Source organism: Pseudonocardia sp. P1 (assembly GCF_000178675.2).
In the GTDB taxonomy this organism is placed as follows: Bacteria; Actinomycetota; Actinomycetes; order Mycobacteriales; family Pseudonocardiaceae; genus Pseudonocardia.
This window is the reverse complement of the sequence record NZ_ADUJ02000002.1, coordinates 66,431-92,661: the sequence shown is the minus strand read 5'-3', so window position 1 is coordinate 92,661 and position 26,231 is coordinate 66,431. Positions and strand designations below refer to the sequence as shown.

Genomic DNA, 26,231 nt, shown 5'->3' with positions numbered 1-26,231 from the left:
CCAGCCGTCTCCGGCACCAGGACCGAGATGCCGATGCCGGCAGCTGCAGCGCCGACCGTGCCGAGGTCGTTCTCGCTCTCTCGACGGCAGTCGTGGCGGTGGCGGTGGCGGTGGCGACGAACGTTCCGCTGAACCGCCTCGGCCCGGGCGCCACGTCGCTCCGGACTGATACCTCCATCACCGCGTCACCGCCGTAACGCGCGACGGCGTGCTCCCCAGGCCCAGAGCCGCTCCCGAGACCGCAACGACGAGCTCGAGCACTGTCGGTTCCACCGGTGGCTCCCGCCTGCCGGATGCGGCCGGACGAACGTGCCGCGGCAGACGACGATCACTCGACGGCGAGTGACGGCAGCCACAACGCGATCTGCGGGAACATCACGACGAGCGCGACAAGCGCGATCGCCGGCACCAGGAACGGAAGGATGCCGCGGAAGACGGTTTCGACCGGCACGCCGGCGCTGGACGACACCACGAACACGTTCATACCGACCGGCGGCGTGATCAGGCCGATCTCGACCATCATCACGAACAGGATGCCGAACCACACGCCGTCGTACCCGAGTTCGATGATGATCGGATAGACGAGCGGGACCGCCACGAGGATGAGCGACAGTGTCTCAAGGACCGTCCCGAGCACCAGCAGGACCACGAGGATCACGCACAGCACGACGATCCGCGGAACGGCCAGGCCGGCGATGGCCTCTGCCATACGGTCGGGGACCCGCGACAGCACGAGGAACGTCGAGAAGATCGTCGCCCCGACGAGCAGCATGAAGGCCATCGAGGCGACGGACGCGCTCTCCTGCACGGCAGCGACGAACCGGGTCCAGACACCTCGCAGGCCACTCCCGCGGCGATTCTCGACCAGGAGCATGACCATCGCGACCAGAGCCCCTACGGCGGCGGACTCGATCACTGTGAGCAGACCGGTGAAAATTCCCACGAAGATCGACAGGAAGATCATGCCAAGCCACAGCAACGGACGCACTCGTCCGAAGGCCGACACCGGAGCGGACTGTCCACCTCGGGACGGACCACTCGGACCCGAAGTCGTCCTGTCCGAGCCCGCCTCCGGGATGGAGGCTCCGCCTGCACGAACCAACTCGGCCTGCAGATCGACGTCTGCCTCCACAACGTAGCGCCGACTGGCAAAGCCGATGAACAGGCAGTAGACCAGTGCGGACAGGACGCCGGGAACGACACCGGCGGCCAAGAGCTGGCCGATCGACTCTCCCGACACCACGCCGTACATCACCAGCGCGACGCTGGGCGGAATGAGGATCCCCAGGGTGCCGCCGACTGCCACGATCCCTGCGGCGAAACTGGTGCGGTAACCGTGTCGACGCATCTCGGTGACGGAGATCTTTCCGATGCTCGCCGCCGTGGCGACGCTGGAGCCCGACACCGCCGCGAACCCGCTGCAGGCCGCCACTGTGGCAATGCCCATACCTCCCGGGACCCACCCGAGCGCGCGAGAGGCGAGCGCATAGGTCTTCTCAGCCAGCCCGCCGTAGAGGGCCAGCATCCCGAGAAGGATATATAGCGGAATCACAGCGAGGTTGTAGGACGACACCGCCGAGAACGGCGTCGAACCGAGCCACGAGGTCCCTCGCGACGCACCGTCGAGCAGCGCGATCCCGAGAAGCCCGGATCCTGCGAGCGCGAAGGCGACCGGGGTCTCGAGCGCGAGCAGTGCGAGGAACGCGACGACGACGATGCCGACGACGATTTCAGGGGTCACTGTGCTCTCCGTTGGTCACACATGGCGGGGCGTGGGCGTGGGCGTCAGTGTGGTTGCAGGAGCTGGCACGACGGTTCGGTCCGACGACACCGCCAGACTCCGGACTATGAGATCGACCGCGACCTGCAACGTGAGTGCCGTGAAACCAACAGCGATGATCAGTTTCGCGGGCCACGTCGGATAGGCGACCAGTCCCTGCGTGAACTCTCCGCGGGCTGTCGACGCCACCGCGGTGGACCAGGTAGCAACGGTGAACCACACGGCGACTATCAGGTTCACGACGGTACCGACGAGCCGGGCAGGACCTGCCAGACGCGCCGACATCCTCGCGGTCACAAAAGTGATCCTCACATTGGTCCGACTCCGTTCGGCATGCATGATCCCCAGGAACGCGATCATCACCACGATCGTCTCGACCAGTTCGAACGCTCCGGCGATGGAGCGGCCACTGATGTTTCGATGAAGAACGTCGACGACGAGAATGAGAGCGACGACGATGAGACTGATCGCGCTCAGCGCTGCCAGCGACCGGGAGAGACGGTCGAGCAAGCGATCTATTACGTCCACAACAGACCTCCTGTGATGCCCGGATCAGACCGACGCGCAATAGTCGGCAAGGGTTTGCTCGTCGTCCGGCCTGGATTCAGCTATCAGTTCCAGGTATCGATCCAGTAGCGCCTGCGGATCGGCGAGCGTCGACGAGTTCGAGCGAACCCATGAAGCGCCCTGTGCGGCGGTGCCGTCACTGCCCCACCGCCTGCCGGCCTCGTCGTCACCGAGGGCGATGATCTCGATTCCGGCGTCGCGCAACACCTTGCAGTTCTCGGCGATCGCGTCGATCTGGTGTCCGGTCATCCCCCCGTCGACGGCTTCGGCACTGGCCGCATCCATGGCCTGCTGCACCTCGGGCGAGAGCCCCTCCCATACGTCGAGATTGAGGCTGAAGTTGACGGAGTTGTAGACACCCATATCGCTGATGTCGAACAGCTGAGGCGCGACCTCGTGCAGTCCCGTGTCGGTGAATGTGTCGAATCCATACCCTGTGCCGCTCACGACACCTCGCTCTATCGACTCATAGATCTGCGTCGCTTCGATCGCTGCGGTGTTCATCCCGAGCAGCTGCAGCCCAGTGGCCATCCCACCGGTCGCGCGCACACTGAGCCCGTCAAGATCATCGAGCGAATCCACCTGGGCCGAGTTCGACAGCGCGAGAACCGGGGGTGTCCCGCTACCCAGGAACAGCAGGTGCTGGTTCCGATTCCGGTACTCCTCCCCCAGCGCGTCAGACTCGTCGTCGAGCCTGTTCAACGCTCGTGTGACGGTGTCGAAGTCGGGCGTCTGGAAGGCGACCGAACCGATGTTGGCCACCGACAGAACCGGATTGAACGGCGGAGCATCGAAACCGATGTCGACCCGGCCGTCCTCGACACAACTCAGTGTCTCGTCGGAAGGACAGAGCGATCCATCGTAGAACGATTCGAACCGGATCTGTCCGCCGGTTCGAGCACTCACCGACGCCATCCAGTCCTCGAACGTGCGAGAGAAGGGATGGTCGCGCGACAGGTAGGTCGTGTAGGTCAGGGTCTGCACGTCACCGCCGGCCCGAGCCACCGGGGGGGCTGCGCACGAGACGGTACCCAGGCTGAGAACCAGGATCGACACGAGGACACGGAAGACTGTCAACGATTGCATGGTGAGGACCTTTCGATGTCCATCCTCGGCGCGGATACGCGCGACGGCCGGACTGCGTGCTCAGGACACTCTGGGACCGCTGAGACCGGTTCCGGATCGGCCCGGAGTCGGGCTGCCGCGAGTCGAGACACGCCGAAGACAATCAAGTCGAGCGCCGTCACAGGTCCTCCTCGCTGAGGCTACGGCGAAACTGGAGCCGAGATTGGCTCCGAACTTGGCATGATCGGTGGGACGTGTCAAGAATCAACCGGCGTCGTGGGACATCTCAGGACCCGCCGACAGGATGCGAACGGGCAGGTCGTGCCGTCGATTCATCCACTTCGGACCACGCATCGACGGAGGACGGTGCTGCACTCACCCCGCTGGCTGCGGACCTGGTCAACGCTCGCTCGTACGGTCCACCCGATCGCCGGCCAACTCAGCACGCCCGACCGACCGAGTCGGGATGCCCCCACCGCCACGCAGCCGATCAGCGTGACCGCCGCGGACACCATCCCGAGACCGATGATCGACCAGTTCGCGTCCAGAAGCACTCCGGCCACGAGCGGGGCGATGATTCCGGACACCCGCCCTACCCCGAGGGCCATGCCGATGCCGGTATTTCGCGCAAGCGCGGTGTAGACTTCTGCGGCGACAGCGCGGAGGTCGGTGATGGACGCAGGGAGAAGCACCCCGACCAGGATTCCAAGCACGTAACGATCGCGAGGACGGCGGTGCGAATATCAACAGTCCAACGACTGCAGAGGCCCGTGCCGCACCACCGAACCAAAGATGACGCGCCACGACATCCGGAACATGGTCAACCGCGAAATGTTCTCGGAAGTTGGATCAGCTCACTCACCGACTCCGCCCACACCTACCGGTGCCGGACCGGCCGGTTCAACGATGCTCGCGGTCCACGTGCTCGCGGGACGACTCCCCGTGGAACGTGCTGAACGCGCGGCTGAAGTCCGACACCTGCAGGTAGCCGACCTGGCGCGCCACGCTGTTCACAGTGGTTCCGCCTGTGAGCAGCTAGTGGGCAGTGCGCATTCGCGCGGCGTGTCACCAGCGCGTGAACGTCATCCCGTCTCGCGGCGAAAGGCCTCGTGGACCGATCGATCGACGACCGTGCCTGAGGATTCCTGCGTCCGCTGTAGGAACTCCTCCGCTGCGGCACGGGCGAGCTGGGCGCGGGCATCGGCACGCTGCGAGCACGATCGGCGGCGAGCTGGTTGCGGAACACCCCGAGGACTCCCTGGGCGCCCTCGCCCGACACCGATAGCGATAGCGCCCCGCGCCGCGGACGTGCTGTGACGGGCCTCCACCCGACACAGAGGCATGAGCGGATCAGGTCTGGGGCGCGAAGAACGTCCTCACCGCGTACCCGAACCACTGGTTGCGGAAGGCCGTCGCAGCCCGGCTGACGGTGGCTTTGGGCACCAGCACGTCGAAGCCGTGGAAGGCACCCGGGTACTCACGGAACTCGACAGGAACACCTGCCTCACTCAGGTCGGCCACATAGCGGACGGTCTCGTCCCGGAACGCCTCGACACCGCCGACGTAGGTCATCGTCGGTGGAAGGTTCGCGTAGTCGGTCGCGCGAGACGGTGCGGCGTAGGCGGGTACGTCCGCGGTCCCGTACAGCTCGCCCAGGTAGAGCTTCCACGCCGAGCGGTTGGTCACCGCGTCCCAGACCGGCGCGTCGTTGTCCTGACCGGTGGGGGTGAGGTCCCGGTCATCGATCATCGGATAGATCGGCATCTGGAAAGCGACCCGAACCTCGGCCTTGTCCCGAGCAACCAAAGTTGTGGCCGCGGTCAAGCCGCCTCCCGCGCTGCCACCACCGACCGCGATCTGATCGGAGCGCACGCCCAGACGGGCCGCGTTGTCCTTGAGCCACAACAGAGCGCTGTAACAGTCATCGAGAGCGGCCGGGAACGGAGCTTCGGTGCTGAGCCGGTAGTCGGGGGCGACTACGACCGCGCCGCTGCCGAGAATCATCGACGAGAACGCCGAGGTCTCGTGCTCGGCAGCCCCCGAGACGTAGCCGCCCCCGTGCAACCACAGCAACCCGGGAGCCCCCGGCTCAGCGGTGGCCAGCCCGGCGGTGGCCGAACGGAAGATCAGCAGCCGCAGCCTGGAGCCGTCGGGCCGCGTGACGTACTCCTCATCGCGGGTCAGACCGCGCGGTACCCGCGATCGCAGCCAGCGGGACACGACCTCGGGCAGCGGCCCGGAGCCGCCCAGCTCGTCCACCGAGCGGGAGGACTTGAGAACGCGACGTAGCACCTTACCCCGGCGTCGAAGCTCAGGGTCGATCATCGCGTCCGATACGCGCACCACGGTCTCCCACCATCGATCAGACTCGCCGGTCGAGCCGGACTGCTCGGCACCGTGCGGCAGAGATCCTCCGACGCCGGCCACGACTCCGCCCTCGGGCGACACAGGCCGCACTCCGTAGCCCTGTACGCGATGCCTCACTGTTCGTCCTACCACGACGATCATCCTTGCGGTGTCGAGACGACACGTCCCGGCACTCGTCCCGCCCCGGACCGGTCACGATGCTGCAGTCCCGGCCGAGCACTCGACCCGGCGCACGGCGGGGCGGTCGACCCGAACCCGGTATCTCCGGCCTGTCCTGCACATCGCTGACTGCCACGGCCCACCACGGCCTACTGCGGGCGGCTGCGGGCGAAAGACGGTCGCTGTGAGTAGCCGGAGACGCCGTCGTCGGCAGACGTCCGGACCTCTGACCGGCTCCGACGGCGATCGCCTCACGACGCACGCATCAGGAGAGGACAGGCGTGCATGCGACATCAAGGCTGGCGGGCGTGGACCCCAGCCCTTCCTCGGAAGATTTCGGACCACACAGCCGCAGGGGACGCCTCCGAAGACGGGCAGACGAGAGCATGAGCAGGGCTACCGACGACTTGCGGAGAAATCGCACCGGTGCGCAGCGAGTTCGTACCGGATCCACCGCCACCTACAGTGCGGCCAGCCCACCTTCGTTGCCGAACACCGAGCCGGTCGACGACTCGATTTCATAAGGACTACGCGCGATGTCACGCAGTCCCTTGAACGGGACGTGGGTACGACTCGGCGACAACGTCACCCCGGACTCGGACGTCTCCACATTCGCGTCGCGGTAGACCAGCAGCACCTCGCGCAGATGCTTCGCGAAGTCGCGACGGAACTGCCCCCGGCCCTGCTTGGTGTCGGCGAGCTCGGAACCGAACTGCGCACGCAGCGTGTCCCACGAGACCGTCGACGGGCGGCGCAGGTAGCTCATCCGGTAGGTCAGCCAGCAGTAGATGTCCAGGCGCAGCGCGCTTCCGCGCAGGGCCCGCAACGCCCCCAGGTCTATGGGGACCGGATGGTTGGTCACCTCGTCGAAGAAATCCCCCGACAGACGCACGACAGACGGGAACAGGGTGTGCGCCTCGGGGTCGTCGCTGGGCCGAGACCACAGGTTGTACTCGCTGGCGACGTTCATCTGACCACCGGCGACGCGGTGCTCGCCTTCCCACCGCACGGCCAGCGACGCCTGGAACAGGCGGTCACTCTGCTTCATCAGGCGAGTGATCGTCCCGTTCTTGCCACCGGTGGGCGTGAGCCCGAGCTGGCGCATGAAGTCGCTGAGGTTGCGCCCCAGGACCAGATCACGGCTCTTCGTGCGCAGCGCCTCGGTCGAGAGCCAGTTCAGCAACAGCCGCGGCATCGCGCCGTAGGGATAGCCGGTCGACCCGGGCCGCACGCTCAACGTCAGATCACCGTTGCGGCGCTCCCAGCGCGGCTTGTCGCCGGGGTCGCGATAGGGCAGCGACGTCTGCGTGAACAACCTCGCCAGGAACCCGATCTCTTGCTCATCCTGGTCCCACAGCTCGGCCGCCGCCCGCAACAGACGCAGGTCCCGACTTGGTGTGCCCGCCATGGCGCAGAGCATGCCACGACGCTGTCAACCAGTGTCTGACCAGGTCTTTCTCGGAGTGTTGTCCACGCATAACATGCCGACCGCTGACAGCTGTCCACGCATAACTCACCGACCTGACCCGACGGCCCCGCCGTGAGCACGGTCTGTCGCGCCAGGTGCACCGGGCGTGACCGACAGACGCGGGTCAGCACGCATAACATGCCGACCCGCACGCGCCGGTGACGGCCCCACCCGCCACATCCCGGGCCGGTCGACGCCCTCGCGATGCAGGTGAGGTCCGCCGCAACTGCCGCACCCAGCCGCGACGCCCGATCGAGCGCATAAGTTACCGACCGCGCCCGCCGAGGCCCGGGAGCCACGCATAATTCGCCGACCTGATACCTCCGATGAACACCGACCGCCGGGGCTGTACGCACACCGTCATCGGCCGCAGCAGCAGGTACGGCTCGACCGGGGCGAGACCGCCGGCTCGCAGCCCAGCCACCGCATGGCCCGTACAGCAGCCCGCACACGGCGCCCGACACGTGTCGCCACGCCGCGCAGAGGCTGTGAACTCGACCGATGCACTGAGCCGAGCACGTGCCGGCACGCATAAATTGCCGACCACCCGCACTACGCATAAAAGGCCGACCACCGATGGGCCCACGCCCTCGAGCCGCTGCAGCCTCTCCAGACGGTCACGCGAGCGCGCTCACGCATAATTTGCCGACCTCGCCCGACGAACCGGACGGCCGTCGGGCGAGGGCAGGGGCCCGAGCGATGCCTCACGTCGCGGCCCGACGCACCACCCACCTGCGGGAACTTCCGTGAAGAGAGCCCGGCATGAGCGGCGATCCCGGTGACCGGGCCGGCTGTCGATGGACATCGCCACGGCTGCATTGCCCGGACTGCCGACCTGCCGTCGCGGCACTCGACGCCACCGGCGGTCAGCCAGCACGGCAGCAACCGACAAGGGTCGCCAAGGGCCGAGGGGCCGACATCACCCTCACGAGCCTCGTCGAGACGAGATCCACGGCGTAGCGTCGGAGACGGCGGCACGGCTCGTCGGCGGCCTCGGACACAGTCCGATCAGGCACGACGGTTCCCACTCCCTCGCCACGGCATCCACGCATAACCTGCCGACCGGCCGCACCTGTCCACGCATGGATTGCCGACCAGCCCCCTCCCCGGACCAGGGCGTTATGGCCGCCATCCACGCATAACGTGCCGACCCGAGGCGACTCGAACGACCTCCAGCCCCGTACCTCGTCTGTCGGACCCGCAAGCACCCTGGTCCGACACGACCACCCCGCAGGATGCGCATAAGCTGCCGACCCGCCGACATCAACGCAGCTAGGCCCGTCCGCAGCCGTGCAGGCGCACGACAGCGTTCGCCGTATCGATCACGCCACGTCGATCACCCGGGCCATTCACGGCGGGAGGGCACGCATATCTTGCCGACCTCCGACGACGACACGGTACGCATAGATTGCCGACCCGAACCCGAAGATCAGCACACGCCGGGTGGGCAGCGTGCTTTTCGCGCGGCTCGCTCGCCGAGTCGGCACTGTGCACCGAATCGGGTCGTGACCTGGGCAAGCCCTATCTCGCCACGACAATGCGGATCCCTGTCGCCCGGCAGTGCCCCGACGCGTCGAACAGTGAGATCCACCATGTCCACGCATAACTTGCCGACCGGCCGCCCAAGAGCCATTGCGCCGTCGCTACCAGAGGTGTAGAAGTCGAGATGGATGCGCATAAGAAGCCGACCGGATACCATCGTTTTACGCATACATTGCCGACCTCCTACGCATATCTAGCCGACCAGATCAGCGTAAACATGCAGGTCAGATCGAAGTTTTTCGTACCCCTGTAGTTCTTCCTGTAGAAATTCTCCTGTAGTCCGAGCGCCCGGGCGCCTCGCACCGGTCTCATCCGCGCTCGTCCCGTGCTCGACAGGGGTTCGACGACACGCGGTCTCGACGTCCGTCCCGGTCCTCAGCCGGTCCAGGCGCAGACGTGCCAGTGGGATGCGGGCGGCACAGCTCAGAGCAGCTCTCCACACGGATCACCCCGCAGATCGCGATGCCCGGTGATCAGCGGCTCACCCCACCGACCAGGGCGAGGCCGCACGACCACCGCGATTCAGGCGTTCTCTCAATCCGAGGCAGCCTTGCTCGCCCACCCATCGCTTGGTGCCGGTGTGGTCGTGTCAGGCAGCTTCTGCCTCGACGCACAGTCGGCGCACGCGAGCTGCTGCCGCACGGACGACACTCGGTCGGTATCGCGAGGTCGATCGTGGCCGCAGTGTCGCAACCTTCGTCGTGTAGGGACCTGACGGCGCCGCCCTCATCGGGCAAGTCGCGTACCGATGCGTCTCCCGTCGTCCTGGCATCAAGCCCGATGACAGGAGGACGACAGCTCACGCCGCAGCCCCGGGGAAGCCCGGATGGTCGCGGCCTCTCCGCTGTCGGTACACGATCGTCGGCTCAGAACCGGACGAAACACCGGCCCCTCACCTCTGTGTCCGTCCCAGCAGACGGTGAAAACGACTCCAGCGGTCTCAGACTGTGCGTCCCGGCGTCCTGTGTCCCGGCGGTCGATCCGAGTAGGCCCGTCGCGTTCATCGCCCGAAACCGGCTCCAGGACGGGATGCCCGAGTACCACGTCGAGTACCCAGGCCTAGCGTGCTGGCTGGCGTGAAGTCGGGCAGGCCGCCTGTCGACGCCCTGCGCGATCGGGCCGAGTCCGGGCACACGCATCAGGCGTAGCCGATCAAGACAGTGTTGGTCGGCGGCTCAAGAGGGACTACGACCCTGCGCGCTGCGCGCGGGGAGCCTGCAGCTGAAACGAGCCGATGACATGCTCGAGGTATCCGTTGCAGGGTCTACCGTGCTGAATGGCGTCGAGAGCGTTCCTGAGCGGCCCGCACAGCTCGAGCTCCCCCTGCGGTATCGGTTGGCCGTTCTTATCGTGGACGACAGATCTGAAGGCCGGGTCCCGGCTGTCGGGTCGGCGTCGGAGACCTTCCGGGACCGTTGTGGAGTGCTGTCGGGTGAGTTCACAGTGCTGACACCCGAGCCGGGGCGCCGATCACTACGGTCAGAGCGCGGAGCAGACACATCGTCGACCTGATCGATGACGTGCGATCGGTGCCCGCTGACCTGCGACCACCGGAGACCCGTCGCCTGCCCGAAGCCGATGCACTCGCGGCCGGCGCACGTGTTGCGCCCACAGGAGGGAGCACTTCGAGGCGTCGTGTCTCATGCATCGGGGTCCATCACGATGCAGAGGATGTGCCTCTGCACGGTCGCGACCGAGGATGTATTGCGGATTCCGGCGTCCGGCCGGGAACAGCCGAGCCCAGCGGCTCGTCGCGGGTGTTCGCCGCAGAGCGCCCGTCTACTCCGGGTTAGAGAACGGCGATCAAGCGAGGCCGAGCACCACCTCGCTCGTCGGTGCGGGGCGTCCGGCGTGCCTCAGGCGGCTCTGTCGTCCTGTGTGTGAGTTCTCGAGCCCCGAGGCCAACCGGAGCCTGATATATCAGATATCGAACAAACGTTCTTTATAACTCGGTTTTGGGTACGCAAGTGCATGGAATGCCTCATATGAGAAAGTGAGGCGGTCAACCAAGGAGCACCTCGCATCGCTCAGGCACACGCTGTCTCAGGTCCAGCATGGCTCCACGACGCCAGTCCGGGCTGACCCGCACTGAAACTCCCTGCGTAGAGGGCGCATTCGCAGGCCCGAATCTACACGCCAACGACCCCGCGCCGCGCCGCTCTAGGTGGACCGCAAGGCAGCGGTGCGGCGTCCGAACGGATGAGATGCGGCGGGCCTCTGAACGCCCAGGAGCCGTAAACGCCGTTTACACCGTCACCGCGTCGAGGTGCGCGGCACGCCGAGCAACCACCGGGGACACGGCTCTACTGCGCTGATCTGCGAGGATACCCGCGATCCGAAGTACCACCAGCCGGGTGGGAAGCAGACGGGAGTTCTCTATGGCACGCGTGCATGTCATCGCCAATCAGAAGGGCGGAGTCGGCAAGACCACGGTCACCGTGAACCTTGCGGCAGTCGTCGCAGACACCCTCGGTGGAACCGCAGATTCGTCGCCGGTCCTGGGAGTGTCCACCGACCCTCAGGCCTCGATGCTGGAGTGGGCCCAGCGAGTGGGCGACGAGCTGCCGTTCGACTTCGAGCAGTGCCACGACAACCCGAAGCTGCTGGGCAAGCTGCGCGAGATCCAGCAGTACTCCCACATCTTCGTCGACACCCCGGGCAGCCTCGAAGACGAGTCGATTCTGCAGACCGTTCTTACTCAGGCCGACGACGTGATCGTCCCCCTGGAGCCCGAGCCCATGTCGTTCTCCCCGGCGACCCGCTCCATCCAGAGGGTCATCGAACCGGCCGGCGTCCCGTGGCGCGTACTGCTCAACAACTGGGACCCCCGCGACGGCTCCGGTGACCTCGACCAGACCCGCGAGTACGTGGCCGCGCGCGGCTGGCCGACATTCAACACCGTGATCCGCCACTACAAACTTCACACGCGCGCCTCCGCCGAAGGCGTGACGGTGGTGCAGTACGCCAAGAACCGCGTGGCCCTCGAGGCCCGGCAGGACTTCTTCCGACTCGCCCTCGAAGTCCTCGGCAGCAGTGGAGAAGGCCCCCGACACGCCACCGATGTAAACGGCGTTTACTCCGAGACCGGGGAGTGAGCCATGGGTAAGCGCGTCAACCTCGCCGAGCTCGCCCGCGAAGAGGTCGAGGACTACTCACCACCGCCGCCGCCCGAGCCCACCCCCATCCGCGATACCGGTCCCACCGCGGTCCCCACCCCTGCGCCGAGCCCGGTCGCCGCTGCACCGACGCCGGAGCCAGGACCCGAGACGTCCATGCTCACGGTCTCCGAGATCGTGGCCAACCCGCTCAACCAGCGCGGCGTCGACGACATGGACGACGCCGACTTCTACGAGCTGGTCAGCACTATCCGCGGCCACGGCCTCCTGCAGCCGATCGTGGTCTGCTCCGTCGAGGCGTTCCGGAACCGCTACCCCGGACACGAGAACGACCTGGGCGAAGCGCAGTGGGTCGCGCTGATCGGTAACCGACGCCTGCGCGCCGCCGCCGTCGCCGGACTCACCCGGCTACCGGCGCTGATCAACGACGACCGCGTGTCCTCGATGTACGAGGTCATGCTGGTGGAGAACAGCCACCGCAAGGCGCTCGGACCGCTGCACGAAGCAGAAGCCATGCAGCGACTCCTCGCGGAAGCCGAGATCTCCCAGCGAGCCTTGGCCGGTCGCATCGGCCGCACCCCGATGTATGTCAGCCAGCGCATGGCGCTGCTCGGACTGATCCCGTCGCTGCGCGAAGCCCTCGAGCAGGGCAGCCTCAAGGTTGAGCAGGGTCGGCAGTTCGGAAGCCTGCCCGAAGACGAGCAGGAGGCCATCGCGGCTGCCGGCCCGCCTTACCGTAAGCAGCCGACCGTCAACCCGGAACAGGCCGCCGAGATGCCTCGGCGGACCCGACGCAGCATCGCGGTATCGAGCCCCGCCCGCGCCGCGGCCTCGATCCGGGAGGTCTTCACCGAGACCGAGCGTCTCGAGCTCATCCGCCTGCTCTCCGAGGCATCGATCCCCGCGGCGGCGGCCGCCGAGAACAGCAACGGCACCACCGACACCGGCTGATCGCACCCGGTGCCCTGACGGCCCGTCGACGTAAACGCCGTTTACGTCGACGGGCCGTTCCCATACCGACCTTGGAACATCGGTCACCGACGGAACATCGTCGTTCAAGTGCGGGCACAGCCAAGGCGTAAACGCCGTTTACGTCGAGTGGCAGACCGGGCCTCGCCTCCACCTGGCCCGAGGCCCGGTACCGGCACGGTCGGCAATGCATGCGCGCTCCGACCAGGCATTCCACGACAACGCCGCCCTGTAGCCGCCCTGGCGGACCAGGATCGCGCGCGACGCCCGTGAGCCACGAGCGAGTTCAGGGACATCCCGTAAACGGCGTTTACAGCCCGGGCCCTCGTCTCGCTTCCCTTGACCCCCGTAAACGGCGTTTACACCGGTGCCCCAAGGGCAGGGCCCGGCTTACCGCGCTGCCTCGCAGCTCGGCCCCAGCCGTGGGACAACCGTCGGGCTGGGGCGGGAGAGGGACAGGGTCCCCACACGACGACGGGCGGAACCGTGAGAGCACCCTCGACTCTTTGGCTGCGAACGCGAGGGCGAGTGATCCGATCGCGGCCGGAGAGGGACCCGCGCCCTCTCGTCCCGACCCGATCCGGAGCCGACCCGGGCCGATGAAGTCGGCTCCTGCGATCCACGGCTACGGCAACTGTGCCGCCCGGGTGCAACGAGCACAGTCGATCGGACGCGGCGAAGACCGGCGGCGGCGCGCTCGTGCGAGACCGAGTCGCTCCAGTCAGGCAGGCAGCCGCCGGTGCAGTAGTTCCCCGTCCAGAACGACGTGCTGCAGCGAAGAGACGGTGAAGGGCACCGGCTCATGGCTACCTGGTGACTCGGCACCGACGGCTCGGTAGATACCCGCCCGGCTTGGGGCCGCTCTGGCCGTAAACGGCGTTTACACGCTACGACCCTCGGGGCCTGTCCTCGTCGTGTCCGGCAGCGACTATGGGCTGGCCCCCGAGTCGAGGGGAGGTCGAATCGCGAGCAGCCTCCACGGTGCGCTCCCAGTCCCAGCTGGAAGCGTTGTCAGGTCTCTCCGTGCCGGCGAGCTGAGCAGGCGAGCTCCTGCCGGGGAGGCGACTTGTCGTCCGTTCTCCGGGACAGCCCAGCGTCACATGCGGCTCCGGCATGGTGCAGTCACGGGCAACACCGCGGCCGCGAGGCGAATGGGAGAACGCCGCTGTCGCTATCCTTGACCGGACGTCCCGCTCGCGGCGATCAGCCCGGTAGGCAATGCCCGGAATCCCGCGCCCCCTTCCGGCGCCGACCGTTCGATGCTGACTCCGGGAGCGCCGGTGCTCCGTTGTGGTGTGCGCCGCCGGGGTCCTGCAATGAACGGTCGACGACCGCAGACTTCCCGCCCACGGCGGTGCTCGGCTCGTCGGCGTCGGGCGTCGCGGATGGCGGGAACGACGAGCTCTCCAGCCCTGCTCAGCGTCGTCCCGAGCTAGTCCCGTGCCGGTATGTGCCGTCCTGCGCCACGACGACGACCCGCGCTGATCGGTGATCCGACCAGGCTCTTCGGCGTCGCTGATCGCGACGGCGCGGCGGGGTCGGGTCGAAACCCGCGCCCTCTGTCCGGAACGATTCGGGGATACCGGCTCGGGAGCCACGGCTTGCCGACCGCGACGTAAACGCCGTTTACCCCCACCTGGCGCCACCTCGCCGGAGTCATCGATCGCACTGACCCTGCGTGGCGGAGCGGTGTAAACGGCGTTTACACCCGAGCCCCGTAGACGAGCCGTTCCATGGACGATCAGCAGACCGTGCGGCAGGCACCAGGGTCGAGTGACTGCGAGGACGACCTGCAGACGCCGACGACGACACCCGCCTCGCCGCGCCGCGGCAGCTGATGAACGGCCTCGCAGCGGAGGACCGGGAACAGCAGGGGCGGGCCGACGGTGCAGTCCACCCTGACTCCGTAGACCGACAGCCGTAACCAGCGGGGGCCGTCGTCCGCCGTTACCGTCGGCGCCCGCCGTGGCTCCGCGCCACTGCCTCAATCCGGGCTCGCTCAGCGGCGCGCGTACCGGTGCTTTGGGCGACCGCGAACTCACGGCAGCATCGAGCGCACCGGGCACCGGGCCGTGAGCGAGCGCAGCCAACTGGGGCCTCGTCGCCAAGAACGAGCCCGCCACGATCCGCTGTGGCAGCAATGCGCCGCTCGCACGGCACCAGACCTTGTCCAGCACCACGACCACAGAAGCCGCAAGAAGCCCACGCCGTAAACGGCGTTTACACCCTCTGCGCCCGGCCTACGCAGCCCCGCTCGCGCACGAGATGAACTCGTCTCCCCGAGGGTGAGGCGAGTGTGTCCCTGGCGCGACCGACTCTGCCGACCGTGCCGCAAGCCATGGCAGGGACATCACCGAGCCGCGCCCCGCCCGAGCCTCCCCGCCCCGGTGGTCCGAGGCCTGACGTCGAGTGGCTCAGGCGGCCATGCCCGATCCCGCGGCAACGATCCTCGAACCCGGCACGGCACACCGCGCGGACTCCTCGGATCCCACTGACCGGCGGGTGGCGGTCGAGTACCTACCTGCGCTCCCTGCAGGAGCGGAGAGGCCGTGCACCAGACGGGCGCCACGTCGTCGCGTCGCGCGACCGGTCCACGCAGGCCACCGCTCTGCTCGCGCCGATGACGTCGGCAGACCAGCCCGGGAGAGCCGTGGACCTCCACTGGATCCCTGCGCCTCGAGAAGAAGGGCACGAGCCCTGGAGCTCGGGAGCTCTCCTTCGCGCGCCGCACTCCTCACTTCCGAACCCCCACCTGGCTCACGCTGGCCAAGCCCCCAAGGCCCTGGGTCTCGGACCCCCATGGAGACCGTCCGCTCCATGCCGGCGGCAGCCCACACAGCACTCAGACGAGGCGCACTGCGAGCTTTGCGCACGGCGGGACGAGCCCGGCCAACGTCGTCGTCGCCCGCCCCCGAGATCCGGACTCCACCCCACGGACGCGGTGTAAACGCCGTTTACACCGCCCTCGCCCGAGCACCGAAGCGAGAGGCGATCCGAGCAGCACCACAGCAATAACAGCGGCTGCGATCGCTCCCGAACCCCACAGCCCGACCGAAGCGCCCGTGAGCACCGATACGACGACGCTCTCCGACGACCGCAACACCGACCCAGCAGCGCACCGGTGCCGCAACACACGCGACGCACGAGGAGCAGCAAGCCCGGCCCCCCAGCAACACTCCGGCACCCCGCCCGGCCACCGGCGCACTCTGTGCCCTGCCTACTCAGGGAGCGCCGTATGCCTCGCAGGGGTCCCAGATAGCCGTCGCCGCCGTTCCCGACGACGAGCACGCCGCCGCCCGACGCCGAGTGCGGATCGGGCCGATGCGAGCGCGGAGCCGGGGAGCACCAACGCTCCGCAGTCCTTACGTCAGTGCGTCGGTGTCACCGGCAGGGGGCCCGTGGCCGAAGTCCGATGTTGGAGCAGCCGACGCATCGAGACGATGCACGAGGCAGAACACGACACAGCACACGGCGCGACGGCCTTGCCGTCCACGACCAACGCAGCTCCACACCACAGCCGCTCGAAGACCAGGCGCCACAATCCCCAACCCCGGCTGGCAGACCCGGGCGCCTCCCGCGTCGCCCTCCACCCACGAGAGCCTGCAGATCCGTGGGACGGCCGAAGAGCCACCGTCGCCCTGCACCCCGGCACATCGACGATCCCGGACCGCCCCTCCGCGGCGCGTCAGTGATGTCCGATTATCCGTCAGTGAAATACTGTCGAGGTGGCCACGCCTCCCCGCATCACCGATGTCGAACGCGACGCCGCGATCACCCGGATCTCCGACAGACACTCCCGCATCGACGATCCCCGCAGGTCAGAGCTGGGAACCGATCCCCGCGACGTGATCAGCTGGGTCCTCGACCGCGGCACCGCCGGAGTACCGACCGCGGTGTCGGCCGCCGACCACCACGACGCGGTCGTGCTCAACACCTGGTGCTGGTGGGAGGAGCGTCGCCGCGAACGCCGACTCCTGCGCCAAGGGCTCCAACTCGGACTCTCGGCCGGAGAACTCGGGGCTCCCCTCGGCATCCGGTCGCGCCAAGGCCTCCGTGACCGCCTCGATCGCCTCGACGCACTCCTCGTCCACGACCGCCCGGACGAACAGCTCACCCGAGACGCCCGACGGGCCCGCCGCACCCGCGACCCGCAGCAGGTATGGATCGACCGCCACCGCAGCACGATCCGTGCCGCACTCGCCGGGCTCATCGCCCAAGCTGAACGTTTCCACCGCAGCATCGGCGATCCCGACGCCGGCCAGGAACACGACGATCTCCGGCCCCCCACCGAGGACCACGAGACCGCCCGCAGCGTCGAGGCCGTCGACGAGTTCGACGACGAATCCGCAAGCGACATCGAGGACTGGCTCGTCGAACTGCGTGTCGACTACGAGCAGGACGAACTGACCCCGGCGACGCTGGCCGTGGCCGGCCTGCTCGGGGCCGAGATCCGCAGCCACCCTCGGGCTCTCGAACTCCATCGCCGCCACCGCTTACACGACGCTCTCGCCGCCATCGACGAGCTACGCGCAGCGTTCGCTGCGGCGAAAGCTCCGACCCGGTAAACGGACTTCTCCGCCCCGCCGCCCCATGGCCGTCGTTCCTGTGAGGCGACAACCGCTGACCAGGGCAAGCGCTGCCGGCGGGTCATGACTCCGACGACGCCCGATGATGCCGGCCGATCCGACCCCATCGTTCGGCAGAACAGCCACCCAGGATCGAACATAAGTTCGATTAGCGGCGGAATGACGATATCGCATGCCCCGCCTACCCTCGCGCCGATCACGCTCACCGTGCCCTGCCTCGACGAACTCGGCCACGCTCCCACCGGGCGGAGCCGGCCCAGCCCGGTCCGACCGCAGGACCAGACCATCGCATGGTCGAACCGGTCCCGCGACCAGACCTCTCGCTCCTCGTCATCTTCTCGCGTCGAGAGCTGCTGTCGCTCCCGGGAGGGCACGCCGGTCCCGAGCCCGTCGACGGTGCCGATGGGTTCGCATGCTCGGCCATCGCGGCCTCCACGTGGACCGGCGCCGCGAGGTCCACCCCGAACAGCGCGACGACCCAACCGGCTCGTGACGACGACCCGCCCGGTCTCGATACGGACAGTCCGCACCAGCTGCCCACCTCCTGGCCCGCCTACCGTGAACGGGCCGTGCACCACTCCACCGAGGCGCCGGCCGCCCAAGTGCCGATATCGGCCCGACCGCTCGATGATCAGCGGCATCGTCTCCCGCCACAGCACCGCTGCCCACTGCACTGTTTCCCACGGTGCCGCAGTTCACGGCATAGGAGTCGACGGATCCTTGCTGGAGTGCGCACAGCCGCACCCCCGTGTGCCGTTGGTCGGCTTACCCGTAAACGGCACAGCGAGGGATGCCAAGGCGATCCACCAGGGGGTCGTGCGCTCGACTCGCCTGGCTGCGACGCTGTCTCCCGGCGTATCGCGTTCACACCACGTCCTGTCGGCGCGGCTCCGATCGCGAGGACCGGTGAAGCCAAGCTCGGTGATACTCGTCCCGCACCGTCGATCCGGGACGGGTCCATCCACGGCGAGGCGCCCCGCACAGGATCGACGGTCGCCTCCGGTGGTTGGTCACGACTCGCCACAGGTCGGAGCGGCGTCCGCCCCAGCCGCAGCAGTTCTGTCTGCCCCTGCGTCTACCCGCCACGGACCGTCGGTCTCGCGTCACAAGACCGGTTCCGCGATGGCCTGCCCCGACGGCTCGGCCGGACAAGTCGGACAGGTCGGACACTGATCAAGCAGCCGCCGCGGGCACTGTCTACAGCTCTTGAACCGGACCCCCTGCAGGACCAGTGACGCTGCCCGCCCCCCCGGGCTCGCTGGTCGTCGCCGGTTGCTTCCGGTCCGGTGCGCAGGGATGGTTGAGCAATGGAATCCGACGGCAGCGACGCGAGCGACGCGGGCGACGCGGTCCAGGAGACCGCCCTCTCCGGCGGTGGCGACGCCAGCGGTCTCGAAAGCGACGACCCGCGGGCTCGGTGGCGGGTTATGGCGGAGCCGGTGAGACCCGAGACGTGGGTGGCGGAGCACGACACTGAGCCGTTGCCCGAGTCGCTGCTGGCGGTCGAGGCGTCCCGCGAGGGCGAGGGCCGCCGGTACTTGGTCGAGCGCGGCGGCGGTCTCGGCGCTTAGTCGTTAGAGGTGCCTGCTCGGCTCCCGCTGCTGCAGTGTTCGCGAGGAGTTCGCGGCGGGCGTGGGTGCGGTATGGATCCCGGGACAGGGGCTCCACTTCGGCGTGGTGGACTTAGGCAAGCGAGCTCTACGACCTCGCCGCCACCGACGCGATCGGCATGCGCTGGCGCCATGAGACCGCCCAGATCGCCGCAGCCTGTGCATCCGGCCTACGCACGAACGGCCGTCACCTGTGGCTGAGTGGCGACCCCTCACCCCCGCCGAGATGATCGCGGGCCCCTCGACACGGACCGGCGGTATCGCCATCTGCCTGCTCGCCGCCGACACACACCCACACCACCCGGCCGAGGCCACCCCGCGAGCACCCCGCACAGCTCGACCTGGGACGGGCCTTCGCCCGCTGGATGCGTGAACACGCCGGCGACCCGCTGCCGCGACTGGACCTGCTCACCCACGGCCGCGCAGGACGCGTGCTGCGACGCACGTGCCGCGCCTGGATGCCGCCGACGTGTGGCAGGTCGCGGTCCTGAATACATTCGGGCAGCACCCCGTCCAGGTCGCCGATGCCGTCGAGCAGAGGATCAACGCGGCCCTCACCAGCCCACACCTGCTCATGCAGGCCACCGACGAGGACCCACCCGAGCCGACACCGGCGTGACACCCGGACATGCCCGACTCGGACCCGGACATCATCGGCCAAAAGCCGTCACACGTCCGCACCGCTCCCCGCATCGCGCGAGATCCCAATCCGTACGACACACCGGCTGCAACCGCGCACGGGTCCCGGTCGCAAGGCCCCCGGGCCGCAGATCCCGTACGCACACACCGCCGGCTCCGCGACGACGCAGCGCCCGAGACCACGCGCCACGGGTCGTCGCCGCGTCCGGGCACCGGCAGCTGTCACAACGCCGGAGTACAGACGACACGCGTGACAGACGAACGGACGTATGAACGCGACCTAGCGTGACCCCGCCTGTCACGAACCGCACGCACGACCACGTTGCAGACGACGCGGCATCGCGACACTCACGCCGCACCACCGCTCTGCCCGAACTCTTCGGCGCCGCAGGCACGGTGAACTCGGCCGAAGGTGACAAGTAGAACTCGTCGGCGCCGTGGCCGCCCCGGTCGGTGCCGACGGCCCGGACCAGCGGAATCCGACCGCGCAGGCGGCCGCCGCTCCAGCGAGAGACAGTCGCGATCACCTCGGTGGCGGTCCCGCTCCTATCCGCCGCTGTCCGGTCGAGACGGCGCTGCACGTGCTCTGGACAGCACCAACGCCGACCATGTCGCCGACCCACGACCCGACGACGAGGGGACCGCACCGGAGTCCACGGTGCCCACTGCGGGCTGTGCCGTATCTGCGGTGCCCCACGTCGCGCCGACTCCTCGACCGAGACAGAGCAGTCCGAAGCCCAGAACAGCAGCGGGAGTGGGGACAGCCACGCCGATCTCCGCTCCGCCGCCGGGACGAGAGGGACGCGGTGACTCTGCGGTCCGACCCAGGGCTATCGCCGATGCCACGCCACCCGCCCGACCCGGGTGACACCACGCGACACCCACCACGGTCCGGGAAGAACACACCGGTGGCGTCACACCGGTCGGGCGAGCGCGCGGCCCCGCCACGCCCCGGGCCGCACCGCCGGGCGAGTCACGTCCCACCCGCCCGGCGGCGGGAGCGGACACCGTCGCGGCCGACCGGCCGGTGACGAGAAGACCAGCCCGGGAGACCTGCGATGAGCACCGACCTGATCACCACCGCCCGCAACACCTCCCTCGGCGAGCTCGCCGCCATGCTGGAGGACCAGCAGACCCACAAGCACGACGTCGTCGTCCCGGCCGCCGCACTGCGCTGCCACCGCGGCGCGCTGCACCTCGCCGACGGCCACACCCGCCTCAGCCCGACCGGGGTCACCCGCACCGACGCCGTCCTTGCCCCGACACGCCTCGCCGAGAACGGCGTCGCCGCCAAGCTCGACATCCCCGTCGCCTATCTGCGTCGCCTGCGCGAGCGCGACCTCGACCTCTACGACGCCAACATCAACGGCTGGCTCGCCCACCAGCCCCGACGCAGGTTCCTGCTGCGCAGCCTCATCGACCACGACGGCCACGGCGCCCTGCGCGCGATGTTGTCGGATTCCTACGCCCCGGTCGACAACCTCGACGTCCTCACCAGCGTCCTGGCCGGCATCACCGAAGCCGGCGCATCAGTCGACATCGCCCAGGCCGACCTCACCGAATCCCGCATGTATGTCAAGGTCCGCTCCCGCGAGATCGCCGCCATGGCACCAGCCCTGCTGGGTAACTACGTCTCACCGTTCACCGGAGCCCGCGGCGCCGACAACCCCGTCGTCTTCGCCGGTTTCGTGGTTTCGAACTCCGAAACCGGGCACGGCAAGTTCTCGATCACCCCGCAGCTGACCGTGCAGGTCTGCAACAACGGCATGACCATCCCGGCCCACGCCCACGCCAAGATCCACCTCGGGGGGAAGCTGCCCGACGGCGAGATCCGCTGGTCCGACGACACCCAGCAGGCATCGCTGCGCCTGGTCCACAAGCGCGCCCGCGACGCCGTCGCCACCTTCCTGTCCGAGGAGTTCCTCACCCGGCGCCTGGCCGAGATCGAGAACGAGGCGGCCACCGCCATCACCGACCCAGCACCGGTCATCGAACACGTCGGCGCCACCCTGGGATTCAGCCAGGCCGCCCGGACCGCGATCATGGCCCGGTTCGTCCAGGGAGCCGACCTGAGCTCCGGCGGTGTCCTGCACGCGGTCACCGCAGCCGCCCAGGACCTCGACGACGCCGACGAATCCCACGACCTCGAAGCCACCGGGCTGCGCGCCATGAGCGCCGCCGCTGCCTTCACCCGCCGCCACGGCTGAGCAGGCCCGCGCCGCCGCACCACTGCGGCCGCCGGCACGCGACCAGCCGGGCTGAGTCGCCATGCACGTGCCCAGTCCTCGCGCACGACCGACCACACCGGTCCCGCCGCGGGCCCGGCCGACGAGGCACACGCCGGACGGACCCTTGATCGACCCGTGGGAGACGACCCGTGAACCATTCCATCAGCCGACCCACCATCCGCCGGGTGCTCTGCACCCGCGGTGCGCTCGCGGTGACCGTGTGCCCGCTGTGCGCCGCGCTTGTGCTCACCGACGGACTCGAGCAACACGCCCGTGTCCACGCCGCCGAGTTCGACCGCCGCCCAGCTCCGAGCGGAAGGAGCCACCACGACCCTCGAGACGACCGAGCAGACGGCGACCAGGACCCGATCGAGTCGACCGGCGCCGAGGCGCCGCCACCCTGACCTCGGGTGCATCGGCGGATGCGCCTGCAGGTGACCAGGACCCGGGTCGGGCACGGCCGCGACAGCCGTCGATGCCCGACCCGGCTCCCCGTCGGCTCCATCCCCACCGTCGCCACAGCTCCACCGGCGCTTCCCGCCTTCGCCGTGAACGGCGCTTGAGGCGGCATCTGCCGGTGCTCGGCGTCTGCAACGCCGGGACAGCACGATAATCGGCGTACCGATGAAAAACCGGGATCGCCTGCGCATAGATTGCCGACCCGACGACGCGCCCGTGTCTGACCCGCGAACACCGCAGCATCCCGCGACCTGCCACCGCTCATGAACGAGACGGCGCGGTCTCCCTGGATCAGTCGAACAAACGATCGATTATCGGCCGCCCGGTCCCGCCATCGTCTGCTGCGCCTCGGCGGATCCCACCGACGCACCGCGGTACTCGGCCCGCCTACGACCCATCGACCGACCACGAAGGAGCGACACATGAGCGCCACCCACCACCCCCACACCACCTGCGGACATCAGCGCCCCACCCCGATCGCCGGGGGAGCGGCCACGGTCACCGGCATGGTCGTCCGCGTCGCCGGACACGTCCCGACCCGGGTCGATCTCCGCAACGCCGCCACCGCCGAACAGCAGCTCGGTCTCACCCTTGGCGCGGTCCTGATCTACCTGCGCTCGCACTACACCGCCCACCTCATCGCCCGGTCCTGGTCCCAGGCCGCACCCCTGGCCGGATCGCTGACCCCGCATCTGACCGGGCGCCGACGCGGCATCATGAGCACCGGACCCTTCTCCACCTCGGCGCTGATCCGCATCGGCGGCGCACCTGATCTTCGCGCCGCACTCATCCCTGCCGAACCCGGACAGGAACGACCGGCCATCCTGCGCCTGGACCTGGGATCGGTGTCCTGGGAACTCTGCGACGCAGCGTCCTATGCCGCCCTGCGCCAGGGGTGGCAGTCCGCGGCCGATCTGTTGGCCGCCACCGGCGACACGGTCGACACCCCTGCGGCGTGACCCCGGCACGTCTGCTCCGGACCAGCTCGGCCATCGACACCGCCGCAACCCCACACCACATCGCCCGACACAGTGCGACGCTGGCACACGCCGAGAGCTCGGGAAGGACACTCATGCCGCACAACCGGCCCCCAGAACGACGAGACCCCGAGACCCAGCGCATGCGCCACGTCGCCCTCGACGCCGCACGAGCCGGCCACCACGTCTTCCCGACCCGGCCCCACGCCAAGATCCCCGCTTTGCACGGCGAACGGAGCTGCCGCGGTCGCGGCGTCTGCGCCGAGTCACATCAAGGCTGGGAACCGCGCGCCACGACCGACCCCGACCAGATCCGACGCTGGTGGAGCCGCACGCCCTTCGGAGTCGCCATCGCCTGCGGCCCGTCGCGGCTGGTCGTCATCGACCTCGACACCGGAACCGAGCCCTTACCCGACTGGGGCGGCGCCACCACCGGATGGGAAGTCCTCACCCGCGCCGCCACCGCACACGGCCACACCATCACCGACACCTACACCGTCGCCACCCCCTCGGGCGGGCATCACCTCTACTACCGGGCACCGCAGGGCCCGGAGCTACGCAACACCCAAGGCGGCACCGGACACAGCATCGGCCCCCTGGTCGACACCCGCGCCGGCGGCGGCTACATCGTCGGTGCCGGCACCACCCGCCCCGAGGGCACATACACCGTCACCTGCCACCGGCCGATCGCCGACCTACCCGAATGGCTGACCATCATGCTCACCCCGCCACCGCCACTCCTGCGTGACCAACCCGAGCAGCCGCTCGACCTCGGTCCCCGACAGGCCCGCGCCTACCTGCGAGCGATCGTCGACGGCGAGACCGACCTCGTCCGCCACACCCCGACCGGACAACGCCAGTTCACCCTCCTCGGTGCCGCCCGCACCCTCGGCCGGCTCGTCGCCGGGCACGAACTCGGCGCCGACGCCGCCCGCGACGCCCTGATCGACGCCGCAGCGCCCCACCTCGGCGTCGACGGATTCACCCTCGCCGAAGCCGAACGCACCATCGACCGCGGTATCCGATACGGCATGCAGATGCCTCGACGCCTTCGCCCCGCCGAACCCGAGGTGTAGGCGCGGAACGGCATCTCGCAGGCCGACGCCATCGATCGGTCGTTCCCCGCGCGTTCGGGAACGACGAATGGTCGTGGCCCCAGTCGGTAACCGGCGCCCGAAAGCACACCGAGCCGCAGAGGTGAGAGACCCGACCCGAAGTGACACGTCCTGCAGTCCACGGCTTTGCACGTGAGTGCGCCGGGTGGGGGCTCGGGCGACACCCGACTAGTACGCCCGGAGCCTGTCGCGTCTCGGCGGCGCCGGACTGTCTGCGGTCACGGTGTAGCCGAGCTCGCGGAGTACGCGGGCCGCCTCGTCGGGTGCGTCCCGCACCGACGTTCCGATCTGTCGGCGTCGCCAGCGCTCCCGTCCCTCTGCGATCACGGACATCGCGTCCGGATGGCGATCGACCCCGAACTCCTGCAGCACGAACTGCAGGAAGTCTTCGAGACACGGACGCATCCGGGGCCCACCCACAGGAAAGTGCAGCTTGGAGAACACCCCGGAGTGGTCCGGGTTGCCGAGAGTCAGGACGCGAGTCGCCGGCCCGCTCTCGGCGTGGACGTTCCAGTGGCACGACGGCGCGGTGTGCATGTCGCGGCGGAAGTCGAGCCGCACGATGGGCAACCTGCTGTCGACACCCGAGAACAAGCCGATGTCGCAGCGCTCGACCGCGAGGTAGGCGTTGTAGGCATCCGCGGTGCACAGGAACACGATCCGCATGTGTGCGATGGGCCGACTGTTCTTCGCCAGCACGACCTGGCCGTTCTTCGCAGCGGTCTCCACCCGGAATCGCACATCGTCCACCGTGTGCGCAGTGACGATGCGGTCGTCGAGATCCACGGTCGCAGGCACGGGCAAGACGCCATCGAGCACATCCTGGATCTCCTGCGCGAACGCCAGCGCTTCAGCCTCGACGTCGAAAGTCACGCACCGTCCCCCAGCAGGAAGTCGATGCCCTCCAACTCGACGAGCAGATCTCGCTCCTCCGGTGTCAGCGAACCGTTGTCGCCTCGGCTGCGGACGGTGGCCTCGTCCGGCTCCATGCGTTCGACGATCTCGCGGCGACGCTCCACGAGGTCACTGCGTTCGTGCCTGACCAGCCTCGCGTTCATGCCGCCCTCCTCAGAAGCTTCACGTGAACAGCGCGAGTGCATCACTTACCACCGACAGTCTGGTGCCCGGTGTGGGCCACCGCCACCCTGCGGATCGGTGATCGACCTCGTCAGGCAGGCGGATCACGACGGCACATGCGTCGAATGCGCTACAGAGTTTCGCTGCGCCGAACGGGCCGCTGTCCCGCTGAGCGTGTTCACGCCGAGGGATTGGCTGGCGGCGCGCGAGCACTGCATCGCGGTGACTGGAGCTGATCCCGGCGCCGTCACCTTCAGCTCGAGTGTGCCCGGAGTCTCCCTGTCACCCCGTCGCAGACGCCAGGTCCGAGGCGGCCGGTGGTCGGATGGTGTGTGCTGTGTCAGCGGTGCGCGGCCCCGAAGTTCGAGGACCAGGCGAACCTGCACGACACCAATAGAGAGCTGCCCGGACCTCACCGCGGCCACGAGCACGCCCCGCGCGACTACCTCGAGCAGCTCAACAGCAGCACCGGCACTGAGAGGCGTCCAGCAGCGACGGCTCGAGGTC

15 protein-coding genes are annotated in these 26,231 nt (G+C 68.5%); 7 read left to right on the top strand and 8 right to left on the bottom strand.

Features of this window, described 5'->3' with window-relative positions:
• Positions 1-328 precede the first annotated feature (328 nt).
• The 5 genes from PP1_RS29860 to PP1_RS29840 all read right to left on the bottom strand — a co-directional run bounded on the left by PP1_RS29860 (position 329) and on the right by PP1_RS29840 (position 7,346).
• Positions 329-1,741: a TRAP transporter large permease gene (locus PP1_RS29860; RefSeq protein ID WP_010243653.1), complete on the bottom strand. Its 1,413-nt coding sequence runs from the start codon at positions 1,739-1,741 to the stop codon at positions 329-331.
• Positions 1,742-1,756: 15 nt separating this feature from the next.
• The gene (locus PP1_RS29855) at positions 1,757-2,290 is read right to left on the bottom strand and encodes a TRAP transporter small permease subunit (RefSeq protein ID WP_157179043.1); all 534 of its coding nucleotides are present in this window, start codon (positions 2,288-2,290) and stop codon (positions 1,757-1,759) included.
• Positions 2,291-2,332: 42 nt separating this feature from the next.
• The gene (gene dctP / locus PP1_RS29850; protein WP_249266133.1) at positions 2,333-3,331 is read right to left on the bottom strand and encodes a TRAP transporter substrate-binding protein DctP; all 999 of its coding nucleotides are present in this window, start codon (positions 3,329-3,331) and stop codon (positions 2,333-2,335) included.
• 1,431 nt (positions 3,332-4,762) lie between these two features.
• Positions 4,763-5,839, bottom strand: a complete 1,077-nt coding sequence (locus PP1_RS29845) for an alpha/beta hydrolase (RefSeq protein WP_202796474.1) — start codon at positions 5,837-5,839, stop codon at positions 4,763-4,765.
• Between the two features lie 559 nt (positions 5,840-6,398).
• Positions 6,399-7,346, bottom strand: coding sequence for a replication protein RepA (locus PP1_RS29840; RefSeq protein WP_157179044.1), 948 nt, complete (start codon positions 7,344-7,346; stop codon positions 6,399-6,401).
• Between the two features lie 3,980 nt (positions 7,347-11,326).
• Between PP1_RS29840 and PP1_RS29835 the strand changes: the two genes are divergently transcribed.
• Together PP1_RS29835 and PP1_RS29830 are read left to right on the top strand one after the other, a co-directional pair.
• Positions 11,327-12,043: a ParA family protein gene (locus tag PP1_RS29835; RefSeq protein WP_029240128.1), complete on the top strand. Its 717-nt coding sequence runs from the start codon at positions 11,327-11,329 to the stop codon at positions 12,041-12,043.
• A 3-nt stretch (positions 12,044-12,046) separates the two neighbouring features.
• Entirely contained in the window at positions 12,047-13,015 is a 969-nt protein-coding gene (locus tag PP1_RS29830; RefSeq protein ID WP_086000735.1) for a ParB/RepB/Spo0J family partition protein, read from the top strand.
• Between the two features lie 3,836 nt (positions 13,016-16,851).
• Here the strand turns inward: PP1_RS29830 and PP1_RS29825 are convergent.
• Positions 16,852-17,514: a hypothetical protein gene (locus tag PP1_RS29825; protein ID WP_010243674.1), complete on the bottom strand. Its 663-nt coding sequence runs from the start codon at positions 17,512-17,514 to the stop codon at positions 16,852-16,854.
• Between the two features lie 1,544 nt (positions 17,515-19,058).
• On the opposite strand from PP1_RS29825, the gene PP1_RS29820 reads away from it, so the two are divergent.
• From PP1_RS29820 to PP1_RS29800, 5 genes are all read left to right on the top strand, one after another.
• Positions 19,059-19,190, top strand: coding sequence for a hypothetical protein (locus tag PP1_RS29820; RefSeq protein WP_283161947.1), 132 nt, complete (start codon positions 19,059-19,061; stop codon positions 19,188-19,190).
• Between the two features lie 484 nt (positions 19,191-19,674).
• On the top strand, positions 19,675-19,848 hold the full coding sequence (locus tag PP1_RS29815) for a hypothetical protein (protein ID WP_010243678.1): 174 nt from the start codon (positions 19,675-19,677) through the stop codon (positions 19,846-19,848).
• Positions 19,849-20,926: 1,078 nt separating this feature from the next.
• Complete coding sequence (locus tag PP1_RS29810; RefSeq protein ID WP_010243680.1) at positions 20,927-22,075, top strand: hypothetical protein; 1,149 nt, start codon at positions 20,927-20,929, stop codon at positions 22,073-22,075.
• A 902-nt stretch (positions 22,076-22,977) separates the two neighbouring features.
• Positions 22,978-23,514 carry a hypothetical protein gene (locus PP1_RS29805; RefSeq protein ID WP_010243682.1) on the top strand — a complete coding sequence of 179 codons (537 nt, stop codon included), beginning with the start codon at positions 22,978-22,980 and terminating at the stop codon, positions 23,512-23,514.
• Positions 23,515-23,675: 161 nt separating this feature from the next.
• Entirely contained in the window at positions 23,676-24,608 is a 933-nt protein-coding gene (locus tag PP1_RS29800; protein ID WP_010243684.1) for a bifunctional DNA primase/polymerase, read from the top strand.
• A 207-nt stretch (positions 24,609-24,815) separates the two neighbouring features.
• Here the strand turns inward: PP1_RS29800 and PP1_RS29795 are convergent, their stop codons facing one another.
• A complete protein-coding gene (locus tag PP1_RS29795) occupies positions 24,816-25,520 on the bottom strand; it encodes a hypothetical protein (RefSeq protein WP_010243686.1) in 705 nt (234 codons plus the stop codon).
• The gene (locus tag PP1_RS29790; protein WP_010243688.1) at positions 25,517-25,705 is read right to left on the bottom strand and encodes a hypothetical protein; all 189 of its coding nucleotides are present in this window, start codon (positions 25,703-25,705) and stop codon (positions 25,517-25,519) included. The genes PP1_RS29795 and PP1_RS29790 overlap by 4 nt, the downstream gene beginning before the upstream one ends.
• Between the last annotated feature and the right edge of the window lie 526 nt (positions 25,706-26,231).